This window comes from Bacillus sp. L_1B0_5 (genome assembly GCF_000836715.1).
In the GTDB taxonomy this organism is placed as follows: Bacteria; Bacillota; Bacilli; order Bacillales; family Bacillaceae_G; genus Bacillus_A; species Bacillus_A thuringiensis_S.
Genome location: NZ_JXIS01000062.1, coordinates 1 through 20,244, shown reverse-complemented (window position 1 = coordinate 20,244; position 20,244 = coordinate 1). Strand labels below are relative to the sequence as shown.

Below are 20,244 nucleotides of genomic sequence, written 5' to 3'. Positions count from 1 at the left end.
CTTCCCACAGCCCATCCTATCAAGATGGGCTTTTATCTGTTAAGTTCACATTGTGAAGTCGTATAAACTTCTCTAACAGCTGTTAAAAAGTTCTCTAACACGACAGACTTTTCATCCTTCCTCCATCCAGCATATAAATTTATTTTTGGTGTATTTTCTTGAATATCTTTATACATGACTCCTGATTTTTTATAGCTTTCCACCGATGATGGAACGACTGAAATCCCTATTCCTGCTGCAACTAAGTTTACAATTGTTTGCATTTGAACTGCCTCTTGAACAATATTTAAACTTACTTTATGTTCCCAAAAGTAACTAATAATTAAATCATAAAAATTTGTACCGAAATGACGAGGAAATAAAATAAATGGTTCATCCACTAATGATTTGATTGAAATATTAGGTAACGAAACGAAAGGGTGATTTTCATACAAAACCAGCTTTAAACACTCTTCAGAACAAACTTCAGAAGATAATATTTCATTATTTTGCTCCGAACGAATAAATCCAATATGAATTTGTTTTTCGTAAAGCGCTTTTATTTGCTGGTCTGTTGTCATCTCACGTAATATGAGCTGAATTTTTGGAAACCGTTCTCGAAATATGTTTAATATGTCTATAACTGTTTCTGTAGAATCGACAAAACCAATGATTAAATGCCCGATTTTCCCTTCATCTGCAAGCTGTGTTTCTTTAATAGTTCTATCTACTTGAAGTAATGTTTGCCTAGCACCTTCTAAAAAGATTTTCCCCGCCTCGGTAAGTTCAACCATTCTTTTTGTCCGGTGAAAAAGTTGAACTCCTAATTCTTCTTCCAATTTTCGAATTTCTTGACTTAAAGGAGGTTGTGCCATCATAAGACGCTCTGCTGCACGACTAAAGTTTAATTCTTCTGCCACTGTTATGAAATATCTCATTTTACGAATATCCATTTCAATCCTCCTATCATTCGCAACTTCTATAAGATTCTATTTTTATTATTAAAAATGGTTCATGTAAGTAGTCTTACATTTATTCTTATCGGGTTCGTTTTGTCTCTCTTATCTATATAACATTTCATTCTCCAATGTTATCAAGGGTACAAAACAAGGCTAAAAAACTTATCTCCAAAGTTCTTTAGCCTTGTTTACTTTTTTACACATTAAAAAAATATTATTCGTACTACCGTACCTTTACCAACTTCTGAATGGATTTCCACACTATGTCCTAATTGTTTTGTAATTTCATATACAAGGTATAGCCCCATTCCTGTTGATTCTTTAAAATCTCTACCGTTTTCTCCTGTAAAGAAAGGTTTGAATACTCTTGGTAAATCTTGTTTTGGTATACCTACGCCATTATCAGCAATTTCAAGTATAACGGTATTACCTTCCTTACAAGCTTTCATTTTAATCTTTTCTCTACTACCTGATGAATACTTAATCGCATTCGATAGTATTTGTCCGATTAAAAATTGTAACCATTTCACATCACTTTCTACAGTAATGTCCTTATCAATTTCAAGCTCTGGATATACAAAATTCCGTATAAAGAATCGTTTATGTTCATGTACCGAATCATTCACTATTTTATGTAGTTGTACCCTTTCTACATAAAAGTCTTGTGTAAACGCTTCTAAACGTGCGACATACAGAGCCATTTCTAATCCCTTTTTTAATCGATCAGTTTCCTCATTTATACTTTCAAAACGTGAATCTACTTCATCCTGTGTAATTAATTCTATTACAGATAAAGGTGTTTTCATTTGATGGATCCACTGATTCATAAAGGTTAAATGGTCATTATTTTTTCTCTCTTGCATTTGCAGCTGATTTTGATAATGTCTATATTGCACCTCAAGTAGTTCTTGAAGAGCAGCCGATACAGCTGCAAAATCAGATTTTTGAACAGATTCATCCAAAGATTGCATCGGGTTTGCTAGGCGCTCATAAAAAGAACGATGTGTAAAATAACGAAACACTAAATAACTTCCCATAAAGAAAACACCTAGAAACATTGCATATAACGCCGTTGTAATATGATTATGCCCATCAAACCAATATACGAGAAATATAGCTAGTAGTTGAATTATGGTAAAGCAAATAAGTGGTATATGATCACGTATAAACAACCTTATCATTTTTCTATACCATTATCCCAAGTAATATGAAATCTATATCCAACACTACGAATCGTTTCAATCGCACCTTCTATATGCAACGTTTGTAACTTTTTACGCACACGTGTTGTATTTACACTTAATGTATTATCATCAACATAAGATTCACTATCCCATAATTTATTAAGTAAGACTTCTCTACTCACAACACGCGGATAATTTTTCATTAATGTCTCTAATAAAATAGCTTCGTTTCTCGTTATATCAATCTCGTCATTTCTAAGTTTCAATACAAGTCTTTCGGGATATAAACAAAGACCTTGTTGTTCAATCATTCGTTCTTCTAATTTCGGTGCATAATCTCCATATGCACGTCTTAAATGACTACGAATTTTCGCCACTACAACTTCATAATGAAAAGGTTTCGGAATAAAATCATCACCACCGTTTTCTAACGCCATCACTTGATCCATCGTGCCTTCACGGGCCGAAATGAATAATATCGGACATGTTGAAACTCCGCGAATTTGACGACACCAAAAGTACCCATCAAAACTCGGTAAATTAATATCTAATAAAACTAACTCTGGTTGTTCTTCTAAAAAAATGTTTAATACATTTTGAAAATCCGATACAATAACTCCTTGATAACCATATTTCGCAACATGTGTTGATAATAGTTCTGCAATTTTCATATCGTCTTCTACAATCATAATTTTGACCATTATTGAACTCCTTTTTAATCCACAATCTCAAATATACTTATATAAAATAAATACTACCTCTTTTCACAAAATCCGTAAATTAAAAAAAGGATGCTTTTATACAAAAATATCCTTTTTCGTCCCTTATCTATTTAATATGAAATTTACTAAAAGTAAATCCTAGTTTCTCCACATAATCCATTCCTAGTTCCATACGCGCCGTTTTCAGCGGATCCACAACTTGGCAAACTTTTAAATTACCTGCTGCTGATAATAAAAGCGTTGCATCAGCTTTAGACATTTCTAATTCTTCATGTAAAAATGTCACCATATTATGTACAGCACGATTTGCTGCATCATCTAACAATTTCTCTGAAGCAATCGTCATTATTTTTTCTTTTTGAATAGCCATTGGTAATGGCCATTGTTTTCCTTTTATCGTTTGAACTGTTACAGTTACCTCACCAGCAACCTCTACACCACTAACACCAATTTCCCCATCACCCATTGCTGCGTGTAAATCACCTAACGCTAATAGTGCCCCTGGGACATTAACTGGTAGTAGTAATGTTGTTCCTTCTTTAATTTCTTTACAGTCCATATTCCCGCCATGATCATGCGGTGTGCCACATGAAATGCTCTCTTCTTTCGGCGCAGTACCAATTACCCCAATCATTGGATTAATCGGGATTTGTAGTTCACTTGAAAACACAACATGTTCATAATGTATTGGGACGATTTTTACTATATTTTCATTTAACTCATCACCCATTACACCAAGATTCGCACCTGTAGTTAAAACACCCTGCTCTGCAATATTAATTTTTTCAATCGTTACGACTAATATATCGCCTGGTTCTGCTCCTTTAATATATACAGGCCCAGTCGCTGGATTAATTCGGTTCCAATCTAATTCTTGAAACACGACATCTTCAGAATCAATTTGGTTTTCAAAACAGTCGTACGTTTCAAACACAAGCCTACTCCCATTCTCTACTTCCATACACGGCTTATTTTCTGGTGACATTGAGTAAATGATATTATCTTTATGAATTCGATACATAATACCTCTCCCTTTTATATTTATCTACTATTACTAATTAGCTTTTTTTATACAAGCTCCTCTTAAAATTAAATGTTATTTTTATGTAAAAAAGCACGCAGATTGTTTTATAACATACACTCTTTACTATAACAGAAAGGTGGTATCACTATGCCCCTTATTCCATACAACGAAAGTGATGTTGATTTACTAGCTCGTTTAATTCGTGCTGAAGCTGAAGGCGAAGGTCGCCAAGGTGAGGAGCTTGTTGGATGCGTTGTCGTAAATCGTGTATTTTGTGATTGCTTAGATTTTAAACAACTCCGGTCTGTACGTGATGCAGTATACCAAAGCCCCGGCGGATTCGAAGCAGTGCAATACGGGTATTTTTATCAACGCGCTCGTGATTCAGAAAAAGAAATTGCAAGAAAAGTTTTACAAGGTCAATGGCGCTGGCCTGCACGATGGGCTCTTTGGTATTTCCGTCCAGTTGGAGCTTGTCCACCTGAATGGTATAACCAGCCATTTGTAGGACAGTTTAAAAGCCATTGTTTTTATGAACCAAGTGGTGATGAATGTCCGAAAATGTATTCACGATAGTAAAATTTGCAACGCAAGTACTTAGAAATTTTGGTACTTGCGTTGCTTATAACTGTGCTTTAGAAATCTAATAGTGTGATGAATCTTTCTATGCTTACCACATGTATTAATAATGGTATACGAGGACCATTTGATTGATTCATAATGAGCTTATATATAATAGTGAATAATTGTTTTTGATTTTCTTTCATTATTTTTTTATTTTCATGATGACAAATCGCATATAATTGCTCCATTAAGTTAGAGTAATCTTTATTAGAACGAAGTATTTTACAAACTTCTACTAGCCATTCTTTCTGCCTTTCATCTAATGTGTAGTAAAACTCTGCATTTTTCTCCTGATTTACCGCGATTAATTTTTCAGATTGAAAGTTTCTTATCCAATACTCTGCGCGATTACTTATCGCTCTCATTTCATCTAATGCATAGCTCCTATCTATTTTCTTTAATATCCCCTGTAAAATAGTTGAATCAAAATTTAATAATGGTAACGTTCCTGCTACTTGATTAAATTTCGGATATTCTTTAAACTCGCTATCAACTTTAGAGATTTTAATTGCATTAAATAAATCTTCATTTTTGAGCGTTTTATTTTCATAACTATCTTTCAATCGTTCATACTCTGTATAATTACGAATCACATCTTCATCCAACCCAATATGAAAAGCAGCGCCTGGTTTGTATTTTGCAAACATAAAGAGAATTACTTCTGGTATATACACTTTCAATATATCGCTTGGTGTAATACTATTCCCTGAAGAACTAGACATTTTTTCATGATTCCCTTTAATACCAATGAAATCGTAAGCAACGTAATGAGGCGCTTCTCGATTGAATATTTTCCTTGCAATTTCTTTTGATACATTATAACTACCCGTTTCTGATGAATGATCTCTACCGCCCGGTTCAAAAACAACATCCTCTATCATCCATCTCATCGGCCAATCGATTTTCCAATTCAATTTCATTTTTTTTGTATTTAATACGGATAACTCTTTTTCATTTCCGCATTCACATTCATACCGGACTGTTTTTAATACTTCATTAAAATGTGTAATAGTTGTTGTATCTTTTCCGCACCTCTCACAATATAATGTAGCTGGATAAAAGCTCTCTCGCTCTTCTTCACTACACTCTCCAGTTTTAAAATCCATTAAAATATCATATATTTCTTTTCGTTTATACAAAGCCTCTAAAATATTATCATTATACCTTCCGCTTCTATATTCATCATGTTGATAAATAAATTCTACTTCAATTCCAAATGCTTGAAGCGATTTTTCAAACTCTTTTTCAAAATGCTCCGCATACGAGTTATGACATCCATACGGATCTGGAATATCACAGTATGACATACCAATATACTTTGCAAAAGATGGATCAATATTTTTTGGAACTTTTCTAAATCTATCATAATCATCCCACGAAAATATAAAACGAGTCTTTTTCCCTAAATCTTGAAGTGCTCTTACTACGAAATAAGTCGTTACGATTTCACGAAAGTTCCCAATATGAACAGAACCTGACGGACTAATTCCAGATGCACAAACAAACGTTTCTTTATTTGGATGTTTCCTAATTAATTCATGTGCTACTTCATACGCCCAATGCATATATTACTCACCTCAATTATTTTTTTGTTTCTCATTTCTAGTTTTATGCAACAAAAAAACTCCCACCCCCAAGATTATTCATCTTGAGGACGAGAGTTGTTAGCTTCGCGGTACCACCTCAGTTTGTTAATATGTCACCATATTAACCTCTTCAGGTACGGCAAAATATGCTTATACCCTATCTCTATAACGGGAGAACCCGTCGCACCATCCCTAAATAAATTAGTTCCTTGCGCAGCTCCAAGTCTTTTTTCATTAAGATGTATACCGCTCTTTCTCAGCTACCAGAGCTCTCTGTACGTATTCTTTCTTAACTACTCTTCTCTTCTATGCCTTAAATATTAGTTTTTTAATATGATAATTTATAACACTTTTATTGTCAAACTTTTCCGAATCGAAATCGTAAAATTATCTAAAAAAATTCTTTATCGCTTCTAATTGAATTTTGTGGCTACACTCATCACAACAATATGCCCCTTTTGGTTTCTCTTTAAATCGCTTATATTTTTCACTACCTTCGTAAACACGAAATATATTCTTACAAGAAAAGCAAACAATCTCATAAAACATCATATGCATTTTCCTCTCCGTGTTTATAAACCTTTTAATCACTTGAGAAGATTAGTTTTCTAGAGCACAAATCATAATATCCTCTGACTAAAAGGTTTACCTCTATTCTTATCGAATTATATTAATATCTTATAACGCGAGGTGAACATCTTGTTCAGTAATATAGACTTAGTTTTAAATGTTAAAGCAAGTTTAGCTGAAGGACCATGTTGGAATGAAAAAAAGCAACTTTTATATTGGGTTGATATTATGGAGAAAAAATTATGCATATATAATCCTACTACCAATACGAACCGAGTAATCGCTCTCAATCAACAAATTGGCTGTGTTGTTCCATATTTAGAGGACAAATTACTCTTAGCTATGGAAAACGGCTTTTATTCTATTAATGTAAATACAGAAAAACTGACACATATTTTTGACCCCGAACCTCATTTAATAGAAAATCGTTTTAATGATGGAAAATGTGATCCAGCTGGTCGTTTCTGGGCAGGTACTACAGATACATACGGTATGAATGCTGCAGGTTCCTTATATTGTTTACATAATAATTTGAGTGTAAAGAAAAAAGTTTCACATGTAAATACTTCAAACGGAATCGCTTGGTCACCTGATCATACATACCTTTACTTTATAGATACACCTACTAAAAAAGTGGTTCGCTATCAATATAATATACGTACTGGAGACATTCATAATCCAAGTGATGTAATCATTTTCTCTGAAAATGATGGTCTACCTGATGGTATGACAATTGACGAAGAAGGTTGTTTATGGATTGCACATTGGGGAGGTTCAAAAATAACTAGATGGAATCCCTCTACTGGAGAACAAATATTAAGTATTCCAATTCCTGCGTTATATGTAACATCATGTACATTTGGTGGGCCTAACTTAACTGATTTATATGTTACAACAGCCAGAACAAGAATGACGGATGACGAATTAAAAGAGTATCCACATGCTGGTGGTATTTTTCGAATTCAAACAAATGTTAAAGGCTGCCCCACCTATTCATTTTGTAATAAAAATATTGGAGCTGAAACAATATGAACCGTATCGATTACATAAGACAAGAAGAAAAGAACTATCACGATCTTTGCTATGAACAATATAAACTATTTGAAACTGGATCTTGGCTTCACAAGCCGGTTAAAACAGTTATGGATTTAATGGACTACTTTGAAGAGAAAAACAAATTACAAGTGCTTGACCTTGGCTCTGGCGTCGGTAGAAATAGCATTCCAATTGCACAAAAGATTAAAAATGCTAGCGGAACTGTTACATGTATTGATTTACTTGATTCCGCTTTAACAAAGCTACAAATTTATAGCAAAGAACATGACGTATTCGAGGTTATAAAAACAGAACAAGCAGCAAATGAAAACTATCATATTAGACCTAATACTTATGACTATATCGTTGCAGTATCAAGTTTAGAGCATGTCAGATCAGAAGAAGATTTTAAAAATGTACTCCACTCTATGAAAAGAGGTACAAAAAACGGTGGTATTAATTGTTTAATTATTAACTCTAACATACAAGAAATTGATTCAATAACGAATGAAAAATTAGAAGCTTTAATTGAAATTAATCTTTCAACCGAAGAAATGATAAGTACTTTAAAAAGCATTTATAAAGAATGGAAAGAACTAAAAGTTGAAATAAAAGAATTAGCTTATGATATTGTTCGAAATGAAAGACACATTCAATTAAAAACAAATGCCATTACGTTTGTCGTTCAGAAATAATACTATAAAAAGTAAGGATATTTCCTCATATATTCATAGGAATACCCTTACCTTTTATTTTCATAAAATTATTTTGTTATTATTTTTCGCATCATCTAAAATATACTTTTCATTCGAAATACTACTCAGCTATTAATTGAATTCATTAACTGGAAGAAATATTCTGCTTCATGAGTCTCATTCAATTTATACCATGAATGAAGTGTATCCGGCGCAAATACATCTAATTTTTTCAGTACTTCCATTGCACATTCTAGAGGCGCTACACCCGATGCAGTAATAAGATTTTCACTGGTTGCTACAGGTCCCATTTCATAAAAATTTTCTCCATTATAATTAGGACAAACCATCTTCATATAATCTAAACTATTACTTGTATGCTTTCTAGAATTTAAGTAACCGTAATTTGCAAGACCTATAGTTGCACCGCAAATTGCTGCTACAATTGTACCAATTTTTAAAGCTTCACCAACTGTTTTCAAAATAGGTTTATGTATTTCTTCACTCCAAGTATTCCCTCCAGGTAAAATTAATAAATCGTTACTCTCAAGGATACATTCATCTAGGGAAATATCCGGCTTTATATTCAAGCCCCCCATTGAAATAATCGTTTCTTTATTTATTCCAACTGTTACAACTTTAAAAGGCGCTACATCTTTTTTGAAATATCTCCCTGTATTAAGTTCAGCAATTAAATGTCCGTACTCCCAATCAGACATAGTGTCAAATACATATAGATAGGCTTTTCTTGTTTGCATTCAATAACACTCCATTCATATGCTACACTCTTAATTAAAACAAGTGTTCTTTTCAGTTTAACATTTTATGCAATATTTATGGTGTAAAATTCCAAATGAAAGAGCACTTGTTTCCGCAAGTGCTCTTTTCGGGGATTTTGAGATAACCTATTAACGAAAGTTAAGGTTACTTAAAGTTAAGAGGTATTTATACTATATGCTTGTCCTTTTTATTTGTGCATGATCAATATATAAACATCTTTAGAAATATTTAAAAACTTTTATTTATAGTTCCTTCTGGCATTTTATCATTAAGAAATTGATTGAAGGTTTATTTTCCATGTGCTTATTTGGTTCATCAATTTCGGAAACTTGTACTAGTCCATATTTATTAAAATCTCGTTTTATAGATTCAGAATTATAGAAGAACATTTTTACTCCTTCCATTATTTCGAAATAGTCTTTATCCAACTGTTTTCCCTTGCCAAACATTGGAGCTTTTTGAGAAACAGTTGTGAAAACCATATATCCACCTGGTTTTAGCTGATTATAACAATCTTTAATAAATTGCTCTCTTTCCTGCTTATTCAACAAATGCAAAAGTGCATGACTATATATACCATCATACAGTTTGTTATTAAAAGGCATCTCATTTACCGAACCGTGATAAACGCTAATATCTTCCAGTCCATGTTGCTTTGCTAAATCAATGGCTGTTTTTGAAATTTCAATACCTGTTACATTTATACCATTATCGATAAAAACCTTTGCATTTCTTCCATATCCAATACCTGGAACTAATATATCCTTAACATTCTTTTCAAGAAAAAAATCTTTTGTCAAAATTGCAGATTCTGTAGGTTCAAATCCCCACATCGTTTGTTTTTCAATAAAACTTGATTCCCAAAATTCCATTATGTATCTATCTCCTTATTTCTAATCCATTTTTAGTATCAAATTAAAAGCATTTTTTGTATTTGCTATACAGTTTTTTCTTCTATTCATACCACTTACCTTAGTCATCGTAACACCATTGAATATAGCATAATAATAAGCCTATATCTAATATAAAGATTGGTTAAAAATCTACCCTATTTTATTAATCCTTACGTTTATAGAAAATAAAAAAACAGCCAATATTTTTATTGTAGTATTGGCTGTTTCTCATGAGAAATTATCTTTTTATATTGTACCGATCTAATACTTTTTCTAACATTTCTAAAGTTATTGGTTGTGCTTCTTTTATTAATTGATAACCAATACGCCCATTCGGTTCCGCTGTAACTTGCTGTAAACTCTTCACATCATGAATCCCTTTTTCTCTTAATTGCATATAAAGTTGTTGTTCCGACATTTTTGCCTGCATCAAATTCTCTTTTACAATCTCTCCGTTTTCAACAATTATAATGCTACTTCCATTTAGGAATTGTTCCACCTTCCTTGATTTCAATTCAAAGAAATGAATGGTAAGTAGTATGCTTGCAAATATGATAGCTGCAAATAGAGATGGGACTACTTTTCTACTTAATACAGGTTCTACAATAATACGGCCAATTGAAACAACTATAATTATTTCAGCTCTTGTCATTTGGCTGACAGATGTACTACCTGTCATTTTCAAAACAATTATTCCAGTAAGAGTTAATATAATACTTTCCCAAATTACATTCATAATAACCCAATCCTTTAATGGTGAATATTACTACCATTCCCATTAAAGGTGTATTTTACTTACCTATCAAGTTGTTAAACCCTTCAGACCATGATGGAAATAAAGGTGTCCATCCATACTCTTTACGTGCCTTATTATTTGAAGCTCCTCTTTCCCAACTATTTTTCCCATCTTGAACTTTAGGCTTAGGTGCCCCTATCGCTGCTGCATATATTGGTAACCATTCTTTACTAGTTGCTGGATAATTATCTACAATATTTACGATTCCTGAAGGCCAATTAAGGGCTAGCATAGTAGCTCTTGCAGCATCTTCAACATGTATAAACGAGCTTATCCCGTCTGATGCGATAATTTCATTATTACGAACTTGATTTGCTATTAATCCGTTTTCCGCATACCATGTTCCTGGTCCGTATAATGTGCCGTAACGAAGTATAACCGATTCAGGTAACTCAGTAACAGCTTCTTCTAATTTCAATATGCCATTAACAGTGACTTGCCGAGGCATAGAAGCAGTAATATGTAGTGAGTCTTTTTCAGTCGCAAATGTCTCCCCTGGTTCATACGCCCATGAAATACTTTGAGCGATTATTTTCTGTACCCCTACATTCTTAGCGGCATCGACAAGGTTACGAGTGCCTTTTGTTCTAATTTTTGCATTATCCTCAAAATTCCATGAAGACAATGACGTTAATTGATGAATAACTACATCGGGATTTGTTTCTTCTAATACAGAAAACACAGCCTTTCTATTAAATACATCAGCTATTACTGGTATGGCACCAATCTTTTTCATTGCTTCTACTTGCGAAGTATTACGAATCATCGCAAACACCGTATGCCCATTTTTTATTAACATTGGCAATAAAGAACGTCCTATTACACCAGTTGCACCTGCTACAAATATCTTCATATATGTTCCTCCTCATTTAGTAATCATAAATGTGACGAAACATTTGTTAGGTATGTGACAAATATTTAATCTATTTATTCATTTTCATGTAAATGTGAATTAAAATCCCAGTGACAAGGGTTTATGAATATTCACATTTATACACTTACGCAATATAGACGTACAATGTATAGTAATTAAACACTCATAAAGCCTATTTTTTCTCAGAACCTATTCATTTGCACACTCTTTTTTTATTTTCAATTAACGTTTAAATAAAAAACATATAATCCGTATCATTGCCAATTTTCATATATTAAATGCCTACTTCATACAGTAATAAATAATGATAAAAGAAAACAGGCGGTGATTGTATATGACAATGACGGATATTTATAACTTTATGATTAAACATGGACGTATGCCACACTTCCACGATGAATTTCCGCTAATTTTATTCTGGAGCCAAAAAAGCGGCTGCACTTCACTAGCAAATTGGTTCTTTTATCAAATTGGATTATATGAAGAAGCGATTAATTACGATCCGTTTATTCATAACTACGAGTATGATATATACAAAAATTCTTTTCTTTACTATATACAAGTAGCTACAGAATTAAGGCTTAAAGAAAAACAAGCATACAAACTTGTTAGAAACCCTTATAAACGAGCAGTCAGTTCTTTCTTATCACTCCTTTCACCACCCCATATAGAACATCCGGAATGGAGACCTATTCGTCAATTTCTGTACGGCAATGAGAATTGTAATAAGAAAATCTCCTTTAAACTTTATCTATATTATTTAAAATCTTTTGATTCTAATTCAGACTTAATAAACCCGCACTACGCTCCGCAATATATACAAGACGAGGAACGTTTTGTAACTAATTATATCTACCTAGAAAACTATTCTAAGAAAATCGCGAAACTAGAAGATCAATATGGATTAAAAAAATCACCTTTAGATTTATTGGAAAAATCATGGCACCATCAGAACGACTATGCTAATTTTAAGGGGGACTACGCAGATGCTGACATTATAGATCCCTTATTTCCACGGGTCCCAACATATGATAGTTTTTATGACGCCGAAACCACCCAATTAGTTGAAGATATATTTAAAACAGATTTCACCATATACAAATACCCCTTTACGCCACTTTAAAATATAAAATTTACGAATTTATATATCGAAAATATACACGACAATTAAATGGAATGGAGCACATATAAAAATGTGCTCTTTTATCGAGAATTCATTAAAACCTCATGTTACAACCAACATAGCGAATCCGAATATTATATATTTAATGTAGATTCTTAAAGCTTCTCCTTTTAATGAGTAAACTAAAGAGTCTCAATTGGTCATTCTAACTAGCCAACCATCATTCTTTAATACAAACTTATCTCGGCCCTCCCCAATAATTATATTATTGGTGTAGAGACACTATAAAGGATTGAGAATGTGTAATCTAATCCAAACATAAACGATATCATTAAAATCATAAGATACTCATAATTTCTAATTAAAAAGAAGGAAACTTAATATTCAAAATCAGAACACTTAAAAACCAATATTTTAAATATAGGAGTTGTACATACTCCGCCTTCTTTCTGTATTAGAAAAATATAGATAACCTATTCTATTTCACTATTGTTTAACAACATTACTATTCTGATAACATTTTAAGAAAAATTGTTGCCGCCCAAATGAAATACGCAAGTTGTGTCACGATATACATCGTAATTTCAAAACCTGTAAGCTTTCTTTCCCTTTTTATTTTCTTTAAATATCTATAAAAACAAAATGAACATAAAATCAGTAAAACAATAGACATTTGATATAGATTTTCCACTAAAAGAACTGCCATTTATTTCATCACCTTTCCAATAAAGTGAAACTTTAATCTGTGGGGGTTTTGTTCATCCTCCACTGATTATCAGCCCTCACCAGTCGGGATTTAACGGGATAAAAAATATATAGTTCAAGCATATCATTTTAACGGGAATAATTACCATAATTTTCAAATTAAATAAACTTCCTGAGTAAAAGAAGTCACTTTTTGGAAATGTTTCAATACAATATTATGTAATTCAATACGCTCTATATAATATTAGATTAAGTTTTCTTTTACTGTACATGCTTAGGAGGAAGTTTTACATGCAATTGATTCATAACATACAAAAAACGTTTAATAACCTATGTAACTACCATACGGTCAATTTAATACACGCTATTCAATCATTAAATATTTCACTTCATAAAATATCTCCTTTTATTACTTCACCAGTTAATCTGGAATATGGAAGGAACGTTATCTATCAGTCTGAATTTGTAGAGATTTTAGTATTAAATTTCCCCAGCAAAGCAAAGACTTTTGTGCACGATCACGGAATATCTGTAGGATGTATACTAATAGTCAATGGTACACTACAAAATATAACGTACGAAAATAATAGCGAGCGGATTGAAGAGTTTACAGAGGGAAATATTTTCACCGTAAAAAAAGATACTGTGCATAAAATGTATAACGCTACAGATTCAACAGCAATAACATTTCATGTATATTCCCCACCATTAAAAGATGTACAAATATATGAGTAGTCTTTAAAAGGAGGAAATATGCAAAATTTAAAGGATCACTATATAAAGAGCTTACAAGATGGTCGAAATGTTTGGCTCTATGGAAAAAAAGTAGATGTAACTACAGACAACAATTTTGCAGGGACACTATGTACCATTTCTAATTTATTTTCGTTATTTGATGATCCCATACGGAGAGATTCTATTGGATATGTGAGCCCAAAAACGAAAGAATTTGTTCATACAGCATTTTTAGTCCCGAATTCCTATAATGAATTATTAATGAGAAGAACTGCATTTGAAACGTGGAGTTATGCTACAGACGGCGTAATGAGTAGATTATCTGATTACGCAAGGTCGAGACTTACTGGCTGGTACGTATCAAGATATTTTTATAAAAAATTTGATGCGCAGTTTCCAGATAAAATCACATCTTATTATGAAGGAGCGAGAGATAAGCACTTGTTTTTAAGTGTAGTTCAACGTGATCCACAAATAAATCGCTCCACAGAATCAATGTTGAATGCAAAAGATTTAGGGTTACTAAGAGTTACGAAGGAAACTTCTGATGGAATTTATTTAAATGGTGCAAAAATGATAGGAACCGCTTCACCCTATTCAAATGATTTATTAATTTATCCATTAGCAAAGCTGACTGACACTCAAAAAGATTTAGCTCACTTTCTCATTGTGGCAGCCAATTCCCCTGGATTACATATGGTTTGTAGAGAAGCATTTGCGAATACAAACTCAAGTACAGTTGATTCCCCTCTTAGCTCACAGTACGATGAAATGGATGCACTATTAATCTTTGATAATGTATTTGTACCATGGGAACGCGTCTTACTATATAACAACCCTGAAGCGTTATGGGCAATAAAGTCAGATGTAGCTTCTAGTAGTTTAGCTTATCACCAAGCAATTGTACGATTAGTAGTAAAGCTAGAATTTATAACTGCAATTGCTTGTGAAATTGCTGAAGCGATCGGTGCTACTACTTATTTGCATGTTCAAGAGAAGCTTGGGGAATTAATTATGCAAATCGAAACAATTCGCGCACTTTTAATTGCTGCAGAAGTTGAAGGTACTACAAATGAAACGAAAACTTATTTGCCGAATTTTAAATATATCGAAACTGCAAGGAATCTTGGTTCCAAATATTATCCCCGTGCAATAGAAATTTTACAATTAATTGGAGCAGGTGGGTTCATTCAACTTCCTTCGAGCTCCAATGACTTCCAGAGTCCTATAGCTGATTTATTGAAAAAGTACTTTAAAGGAACGAATATAGATGCCGAACAACGCACAAAATTATTTAAGTTAGCCTGGGATATCATCGGAAGTCCATTAGGATCTAGACACGAATTGTATGAAAGATTTTATGCCGGAGATCCAATACGAAATACAGCTACGCAATATGTAAATTATGATAAAAATCACTTTAAAAAGATGATAAGTAAATATTTACATTGATGAAAAAGAGCACTCTTTGCTAAGAGTGCTCTTAAAAAATATATAATTATCCAATTACATATATAATTGCTCTGGCCACAACTGCTACTTTTCTCCGTAATGGTTTCATCTTATTCACTTTTATTTTTATGATTCAGCTTTATAACTTCCGGTATATACTTACTATCATATTTTCTCGTATAGATTTCTCCATCTGGAGTAACTAATTGTAAAACAATCTCACCACAAACCCCATCTAGTATTTCGAATTCACCTTGTGCATTTGAAATACTACGTACCTTACTTTCAATAGAATCTTCATAAATTTTCACATCTGATATAGGTTTGTTATTTTCATCTACGATAATACCCCTTGAATACTTAGCAACTGCTATGCATTGATCCTCTTTTTTATAATATTTAGTCACAACCATTACTCCAATTATTATAGTGATACATACAAACAAGAGAATGATTTTGCGCCTCACAACAAACCTCCTAATTCAAATTATTCTTTTTTGAACTGAAAATTCAACTGTCCTGATTGCTTGATTTCCTCAATTACTTTGCGAATACCTTCTTCAATCTTATCTTCTTTTACATTCGAAACATTTAACTTTAACAGTTTTTCTTTAGGAAAATTCCTCATATAATTCTTATCAATAGTATCGACACTTATTTGAATGTCACCTAATTTTTGTATAAGTGTGTCTGTAACTGTGTTTTTCTGCATCTCTAAACAAGTGTGTATTCCAAATGGGTTTTGTCTATTATATGTAAATAATGATGGATTTTCATTTTGCACTTTTTCTAATGTTTTTGCTAGTGTTATTGATCTATTGTAGTAGGAAGAATTAATTTTAGTTTTATGACGTTCAAACATACCGCTCTTTATATAAATTTCTAAAGCCGCTTGAGAAATCATCGGACTATCAATATCTAGTATCTTTTTGTATGTATAGAAAGCATTTGCAATGGATGGTGGGATGACTGCAACTCCAACCCGTAAACCTGGAAAAATAATCTTCGAATAACTTTTCAAATATATGACATGACTACAATTATCCAAGCTATATAACGGATCTGCTTTTGAATCAGTTTCTAAATCTGCTAAATAATCATCTTCCACTATAAATACATTGTATTTCTTAGCCAATAGTGCGATTTTTTCTTTCTCATCTTTAGAATAAGAAGTTCCAAGCGGATGATGATATCTCGGTATCGTATAAAAGAATTTTATTTTTCCAGTTTGAAAAATTTGCTCCAATTCATTCAAATCGATACCTTCATTCGAACGTTTAATACCGATTACAGGAACTTTATTTATTTCTAGATAATCAATATATAGATGATATGTTGGCTGTTCAATTAATATGGTTTCATTTCCATTCGGAAATGGTATAGAAGTTAATATAGCAAGTGCCTGCTGAACACCTGATGTTATAAAAATATTTTCTTCTTTTGTAAAGACTTGATAATTTGCTAATTGTTTTTGAATAACTGGTATTAAAGATGGTAACCCTTTCGGCGTTCCATATACAAATAAATCATTTTTATACGTATCAATAGCCTTATTAATACAATGTTGAAAATCTAAATACGGAAAAACATCTGGATCTGGTGCTGAGGAAGCAAAATCAATTATCTCGTTATTTTCTATAGTATTCTCTGATTTTTTAACAACGTAGTATCCACTTTGAGGGACAGAATATATAATGTGACGCTTTTCTAATTCATGAAGCGCACGTATAACTGTTGCCTTATTACATTCATATTGCGTAACGAGTGACCGTATAGACGGTAATTTCTTTCCTTCTTTTATATCTCCATTTTGAATCTTATTTTGAATCTTATTTTCAATGTCATTTAAAATATGTAAATACTTATACATATTACACCTCCTCCAGCAATTCTATATTTGATTCCATCGGTTTTCTATTCATATAGCATTCATTCCTCAATTAGTTAATTTTCCGATCATCTATATCGTAAATCCCAATAGCATATAAATCATTTTCAATCCATTTCTTTACTGCTTCTGTTTTAAGTACACCTTCAACTTCTTTTTCTATTTTCTGTCCAAGTTCTCTCGCCCCTACTTCATCATCGCTAATCTTAGTTTTTATATCAATGGTAACAGGTTGATTCTTTATATAATTTATTTGCTGAATACTAAACCCTTCATATCCGTTTTTTCTGAATGCGTCATCAAATATATGTCCAAAAACTTGATTCCATCTACTCTCTGCCTTTACAACTTCTCTATTTCTTTGAGTTATATTGATTTTATAAGCCGTTACACCTTGTATCGCCAATCTTTTATTAATATCATTTTTTATTTCGTTACTATCTTCGCTATCAACAATCTCTAAATCTAATATTCTTTCTTTTTCATCTCTTATAGCAGCACTAAAAAAAGATTCCTCCTTTACTGTCGCTGTAACAATATCCATCACTATAGAATCTTCACTTTTAGCATCTTCAATGTCATTCTCACAGGCACATAATAAAGCAAGTGGAAATAAAAATACTAGTAACTTCTTTCCCTTTCTCATGTAGCACCCCTCCACACATTTTCATTTACGATAAACTTTTTACTTTGACATATAAATACCTTCTTTAATTATTAAATTTAACATTATTTCACATTTTCCCCACTTAACAAGGGAATTACAGTTAATAAATAGAATATCTCCATGAATAAATAAAAAGTGAGGGATATATAATGCAACGTGTAAATACGATTGATATTAGTAATGTACTACAATTGGAAAAAACTCTTTCGACTTTATTAAATAAAATGATTTCTTCAAAACTAGACCTTGAAAATTGGTTAAAAGAGCAGTCAAAAGTAATTTGGGACATCGAAGAACAATTAAGATCACATTACATCGCCTTTCAATGTAATACGGATGATGAAGAAATAAAGGATACTTTTGAACATGATCAACAATTTGTAAAGCCACTTTTAAAGCGGTACCAAAATTTATTGGATAATAAATATTTAGAGTCACCTTTTCGAATGGAATTAGATTCTAACGTATATGGTTTATTAGATACAAAAATAAAAAATGCTCAAAAGTTATTTTGTGAGGAAAATATCGAATTAGAAATAAAGGAAGACAAATTAGTCACAGAGTACTTTGAAATCACTGGAGGATTAAGTGGAATTTGGGACGGAGAAGAAAAAACGATAACAGAATTACAATCCTATTTACAAGATTCGAATCGTGACACCCGTAAAAAGGCAAAAACCATTATTTCTGAAAAATTTTTATCTGTTGAAAAAGAACTCCAAAACATATTAAATCAATTAATTGAAATTCGCCATCAAAAAGCAAAAAATATTCAACTAGAGAATTATCGCGATTATATGTTCAAAAAATACGAGCGTTTTGATTATTCAGCGAAAGATTGCTATGAACTAGCTGAATCCATACGTAAGTATGTTGTGCCTCTTAAAGATAAAATATTGCTAGAGAAAAAAGATAAACTGCAATTGGATACGCTTTGCCCGTGGGATGTATCAGCTGTAACTCCAGATCAAAAAGTACTTAAACCTATTGCAAATGAAAATGATTTAATTGAAAAGAGCACTCATATCTTTAATAAACTAGATGTTGAATTTTCAGCACTTTTAAACCGAATGTCTAAACACAATTGTCTTGATTTAACAAGCCGCAAAGGAAAAGCAGCTGGTGGCTTTTGTGAGTACTTACCAGCTTCACAATTATCTTATATTTTTATGAACTTAAATTATACACAAGATGATATTGTCACTTTTATACATGAAATGGGTCATAGTATTCATAACGAACTCATAAAACCATTAAAATTACGACAGTATATAGAAATTCCAGCTGAAACAGCTGAGCTAGCCAGTATGACAATGGAGTTATTCTCGCTTAATTATTGGGATACCTTCTATACAGACAAAAAAGATTTAAAACAAGCAAAAATTAACTTCTTTAAAGATGTTATTTCATATTTACCCGTTATGCTTATTGTCGATCAATTTCAACACTGGCTGTATGAAAATCCAAGTCATACTTCTGAAGAAAGAAATGAGCAATACTTACAACTTCAAAAACATTATCAGTCTAGCGTCATACATATTGATGGCTACGAAAACTGGATAGCAACGAGTTGGTTACCTGTACTTCATATTTTTGAAGTACCATTCTATTATATCGAGTATGCAATTGCTCAACTTGGTGCACTGCAAATGTATAAACAATATAAAGAAAATCCTAAACAAGCACTAGATAATTATAAAAAGGCATTATCACTAGGAAGCTCGCAATCTATAAAAGAAGTGTATGATGCAGCCGGTATTCGTTTTGATTTTTCTGGTGAAACAATTAAAGAACTAATGCTATTTGTAGAAAAAGAATTAGAATTACTTGAGCAATTATAAGAAGAAAGCTGCACCTATATTTTTGGTGTAGCTTTCTTCTTTATTTTATTAATTAGCTCTATGTACTGAGTATCTCCATATCCGATTGTAAATGTCAACATAAACATGTACA

Annotated in this window: 21 protein-coding genes, 1 pseudogene and 1 other annotated feature; of the genes and pseudogenes, 7 read left to right on the top strand and 15 right to left on the bottom strand. The window is 32.2% G+C overall.

Annotated elements, in window-relative coordinates:
* Positions 1-32: 32 nt before the first annotated feature.
* The 4 genes from RT27_RS20135 to RT27_RS20120 form a co-directional block, all read right to left on the bottom strand.
* Positions 33-932, bottom strand: coding sequence for a LysR substrate-binding domain-containing protein (locus tag RT27_RS20135; protein WP_029442386.1), 900 nt, complete (start codon positions 930-932; stop codon positions 33-35).
* A gap of 209 nt (positions 933-1,141) precedes the next feature.
* Positions 1,142-2,119, bottom strand: coding sequence for a sensor histidine kinase (locus RT27_RS20130; RefSeq protein ID WP_016081515.1), 978 nt, complete (start codon positions 2,117-2,119; stop codon positions 1,142-1,144).
* The gene (locus RT27_RS20125; RefSeq protein WP_000238994.1) at positions 2,116-2,823 is read right to left on the bottom strand and encodes a response regulator transcription factor; all 708 of its coding nucleotides are present in this window, start codon (positions 2,821-2,823) and stop codon (positions 2,116-2,118) included. Before RT27_RS20125 ends, RT27_RS20130 begins: the two co-directional genes overlap by 4 nt.
* Positions 2,824-2,950: 127 nt before the next feature.
* Positions 2,951-3,865 (bottom strand): acetamidase/formamidase family protein, encoded by a 915-nt coding sequence (locus tag RT27_RS20120; RefSeq protein ID WP_043937200.1) that lies wholly within the window; start codon positions 3,863-3,865, stop codon positions 2,951-2,953.
* A gap of 150 nt (positions 3,866-4,015) precedes the next feature.
* On the opposite strand from RT27_RS20120, the gene RT27_RS20115 reads away from it, so the two are divergent.
* Positions 4,016-4,444: a cell wall hydrolase gene (locus RT27_RS20115; RefSeq protein ID WP_016081517.1), complete on the top strand. Its 429-nt coding sequence runs from the start codon at positions 4,016-4,018 to the stop codon at positions 4,442-4,444.
* 59 nt (positions 4,445-4,503) lie between these two features.
* Here the strand turns inward: RT27_RS20115 and lysS are convergent, their stop codons facing one another.
* A complete protein-coding gene (gene lysS / locus RT27_RS20110) occupies positions 4,504-6,057 on the bottom strand; it encodes a lysine--tRNA ligase (RefSeq protein WP_043937198.1) in 1,554 nt (517 codons plus the stop codon).
* An 82-nt stretch (positions 6,058-6,139) separates the two neighbouring features.
* Positions 6,140-6,396, bottom strand: a binding site (T-box leader).
* A 69-nt stretch (positions 6,397-6,465) separates the two neighbouring features.
* A complete protein-coding gene (locus tag RT27_RS33770) occupies positions 6,466-6,636 on the bottom strand; it encodes a DUF2197 domain-containing protein (RefSeq protein WP_000551042.1) in 171 nt (56 codons plus the stop codon).
* A gap of 141 nt (positions 6,637-6,777) precedes the next feature.
* Between RT27_RS33770 and RT27_RS20105 the strand changes: the two genes are divergently transcribed.
* Positions 6,778-7,680 (top strand): SMP-30/gluconolactonase/LRE family protein, encoded by a 903-nt coding sequence (locus RT27_RS20105; protein WP_029442383.1) that lies wholly within the window; start codon positions 6,778-6,780, stop codon positions 7,678-7,680.
* A complete protein-coding gene (locus RT27_RS20100) occupies positions 7,677-8,378 on the top strand; it encodes a class I SAM-dependent methyltransferase (RefSeq protein ID WP_043937196.1) in 702 nt (233 codons plus the stop codon). Before RT27_RS20105 ends, RT27_RS20100 begins: the two co-directional genes overlap by 4 nt.
* Positions 8,379-8,503: 125 nt before the next feature.
* Here the strand turns inward: RT27_RS20100 and RT27_RS20095 are convergent, their stop codons facing one another.
* The 4 genes from RT27_RS20095 to RT27_RS20080 all read right to left on the bottom strand — a co-directional run bounded on the left by RT27_RS20095 (position 8,504) and on the right by RT27_RS20080 (position 11,700).
* The gene (locus RT27_RS20095; RefSeq protein WP_029442381.1) at positions 8,504-9,136 is read right to left on the bottom strand and encodes a type 1 glutamine amidotransferase family protein; all 633 of its coding nucleotides are present in this window, start codon (positions 9,134-9,136) and stop codon (positions 8,504-8,506) included.
* 264 nt (positions 9,137-9,400) lie between these two features.
* Positions 9,401-10,030: a class I SAM-dependent methyltransferase gene (locus RT27_RS20090; RefSeq protein WP_029442380.1), complete on the bottom strand. Its 630-nt coding sequence runs from the start codon at positions 10,028-10,030 to the stop codon at positions 9,401-9,403.
* Between the two features lie 259 nt (positions 10,031-10,289).
* Positions 10,290-10,787 carry a YetF domain-containing protein gene (locus tag RT27_RS20085; protein WP_029442379.1) on the bottom strand — a complete coding sequence of 166 codons (498 nt, stop codon included), beginning with the start codon at positions 10,785-10,787 and terminating at the stop codon, positions 10,290-10,292.
* 55 nt (positions 10,788-10,842) lie between these two features.
* A complete protein-coding gene (locus RT27_RS20080; RefSeq protein WP_043937195.1) occupies positions 10,843-11,700 on the bottom strand; it encodes an NAD(P)-dependent oxidoreductase in 858 nt (285 codons plus the stop codon).
* Positions 11,701-12,055: 355 nt separating this feature from the next.
* Here RT27_RS20080 and RT27_RS20075 point away from each other — a divergent pair, with 355 nt between their 5' ends.
* On the top strand, positions 12,056-12,844 hold the full coding sequence (locus RT27_RS20075; RefSeq protein WP_016081524.1) for a sulfotransferase family 2 domain-containing protein: 789 nt from the start codon (positions 12,056-12,058) through the stop codon (positions 12,842-12,844).
* A gap of 505 nt (positions 12,845-13,349) precedes the next feature.
* Here RT27_RS20075 and RT27_RS20070 read toward each other — a convergent pair.
* On the bottom strand, positions 13,350-13,550 hold the full coding sequence (locus RT27_RS20070; protein ID WP_016081525.1) for a hypothetical protein: 201 nt from the start codon (positions 13,548-13,550) through the stop codon (positions 13,350-13,352).
* A 290-nt stretch (positions 13,551-13,840) separates the two neighbouring features.
* Here RT27_RS20070 and RT27_RS20065 point away from each other — a divergent pair, with 290 nt between their 5' ends.
* Positions 13,841-14,284 carry a cysteine dioxygenase family protein gene (locus RT27_RS20065; RefSeq protein ID WP_043937192.1) on the top strand — a complete coding sequence of 148 codons (444 nt, stop codon included), beginning with the start codon at positions 13,841-13,843 and terminating at the stop codon, positions 14,282-14,284.
* 18 nt (positions 14,285-14,302) lie between these two features.
* Positions 14,303-15,736, top strand: coding sequence for a 4-hydroxyphenylacetate 3-hydroxylase N-terminal domain-containing protein (locus tag RT27_RS20060; RefSeq protein WP_043937190.1), 1,434 nt, complete (start codon positions 14,303-14,305; stop codon positions 15,734-15,736).
* A 110-nt stretch (positions 15,737-15,846) separates the two neighbouring features.
* On the opposite strand, the gene RT27_RS20055 is transcribed toward RT27_RS20060, so the two are convergent.
* From RT27_RS20055 to RT27_RS20045, 3 genes are all read right to left on the bottom strand, one after another.
* Positions 15,847-16,203, bottom strand: coding sequence for a serine/threonine protein kinase (locus RT27_RS20055; RefSeq protein WP_043937189.1), 357 nt, complete (start codon positions 16,201-16,203; stop codon positions 15,847-15,849).
* Positions 16,204-16,223: 20 nt separating this feature from the next.
* The gene (locus RT27_RS20050; protein WP_043937188.1) at positions 16,224-17,606 is read right to left on the bottom strand and encodes a PLP-dependent aminotransferase family protein; all 1,383 of its coding nucleotides are present in this window, start codon (positions 17,604-17,606) and stop codon (positions 16,224-16,226) included.
* 70 nt (positions 17,607-17,676) lie between these two features.
* On the bottom strand, positions 17,677-18,270 hold the full coding sequence (locus RT27_RS20045) for a DUF4030 domain-containing protein (protein ID WP_043937187.1): 594 nt from the start codon (positions 18,268-18,270) through the stop codon (positions 17,677-17,679).
* A gap of 170 nt (positions 18,271-18,440) precedes the next feature.
* Between RT27_RS20045 and RT27_RS20040 the strand changes: the two genes are divergently transcribed.
* On the top strand, positions 18,441-20,132 hold the full coding sequence (locus RT27_RS20040) for a M3 family oligoendopeptidase (protein WP_043937185.1): 1,692 nt from the start codon (positions 18,441-18,443) through the stop codon (positions 20,130-20,132).
* Between the two features lie 14 nt (positions 20,133-20,146).
* Here the strand turns inward: RT27_RS20040 and RT27_RS34860 are convergent.
* Positions 20,147-20,244: pseudogene (locus RT27_RS34860) on the bottom strand (AraC family transcriptional regulator); the annotation flags it as partial.

What these genes read in the sequence shown, in the direction of transcription:
- RT27_RS20135 (WP_029442386.1), bottom strand. Translation starts at nt 932, where the DNA reads ATGGATATTCGTAAAATGAGATATTTCATAACAGTGGCAGAAGAATTA.
- RT27_RS20130 (WP_016081515.1), bottom strand. Translation starts at nt 2,119, where the DNA reads ATGATAAGGTTGTTTATACGTGATCATATACCACTTATTTGCTTTACC.
- RT27_RS20125 (WP_000238994.1), bottom strand. Translation starts at nt 2,823, where the DNA reads ATGGTCAAAATTATGATTGTAGAAGACGATATGAAAATTGCAGAACTA.
- RT27_RS20120 (WP_043937200.1), bottom strand. Translation starts at nt 3,865, where the DNA reads ATGTATCGAATTCATAAAGATAATATCATTTACTCAATGTCACCAGAA.
- RT27_RS20115 (WP_016081517.1), top strand. Translation starts at nt 4,016, where the DNA reads ATGCCCCTTATTCCATACAACGAAAGTGATGTTGATTTACTAGCTCGT.
- lysS (WP_043937198.1), bottom strand. Translation starts at nt 6,057, where the DNA reads ATGCATTGGGCGTATGAAGTAGCACATGAATTAATTAGGAAACATCCA.
- RT27_RS33770 (WP_000551042.1), bottom strand. Translation starts at nt 6,636, where the DNA reads ATGCATATGATGTTTTATGAGATTGTTTGCTTTTCTTGTAAGAATATA.
- RT27_RS20100 (WP_043937196.1), top strand. Translation starts at nt 7,677, where the DNA reads ATGAACCGTATCGATTACATAAGACAAGAAGAAAAGAACTATCACGAT.
- RT27_RS20095 (WP_029442381.1), bottom strand. Translation starts at nt 9,136, where the DNA reads ATGCAAACAAGAAAAGCCTATCTATATGTATTTGACACTATGTCTGAT.
- RT27_RS20090 (WP_029442380.1), bottom strand. Translation starts at nt 10,030, where the DNA reads ATGGAATTTTGGGAATCAAGTTTTATTGAAAAACAAACGATGTGGGGA.
- RT27_RS20085 (WP_029442379.1), bottom strand. Translation starts at nt 10,787, where the DNA reads ATGAATGTAATTTGGGAAAGTATTATATTAACTCTTACTGGAATAATT.
- RT27_RS20080 (WP_043937195.1), bottom strand. Translation starts at nt 11,700, where the DNA reads ATGAAGATATTTGTAGCAGGTGCAACTGGTGTAATAGGACGTTCTTTA.
- RT27_RS20075 (WP_016081524.1), top strand. Translation starts at nt 12,056, where the DNA reads ATGACAATGACGGATATTTATAACTTTATGATTAAACATGGACGTATG.
- RT27_RS20070 (WP_016081525.1), bottom strand. Translation starts at nt 13,550, where the DNA reads ATGGCAGTTCTTTTAGTGGAAAATCTATATCAAATGTCTATTGTTTTA.
- RT27_RS20065 (WP_043937192.1), top strand. Translation starts at nt 13,841, where the DNA reads ATGCAATTGATTCATAACATACAAAAAACGTTTAATAACCTATGTAAC.
- RT27_RS20060 (WP_043937190.1), top strand. Translation starts at nt 14,303, where the DNA reads ATGCAAAATTTAAAGGATCACTATATAAAGAGCTTACAAGATGGTCGA.
- RT27_RS20050 (WP_043937188.1), bottom strand. Translation starts at nt 17,606, where the DNA reads ATGTATAAGTATTTACATATTTTAAATGACATTGAAAATAAGATTCAA.
- RT27_RS20045 (WP_043937187.1), bottom strand. Translation starts at nt 18,270, where the DNA reads ATGAGAAAGGGAAAGAAGTTACTAGTATTTTTATTTCCACTTGCTTTA.
- RT27_RS20040 (WP_043937185.1), top strand. Translation starts at nt 18,441, where the DNA reads ATGCAACGTGTAAATACGATTGATATTAGTAATGTACTACAATTGGAA.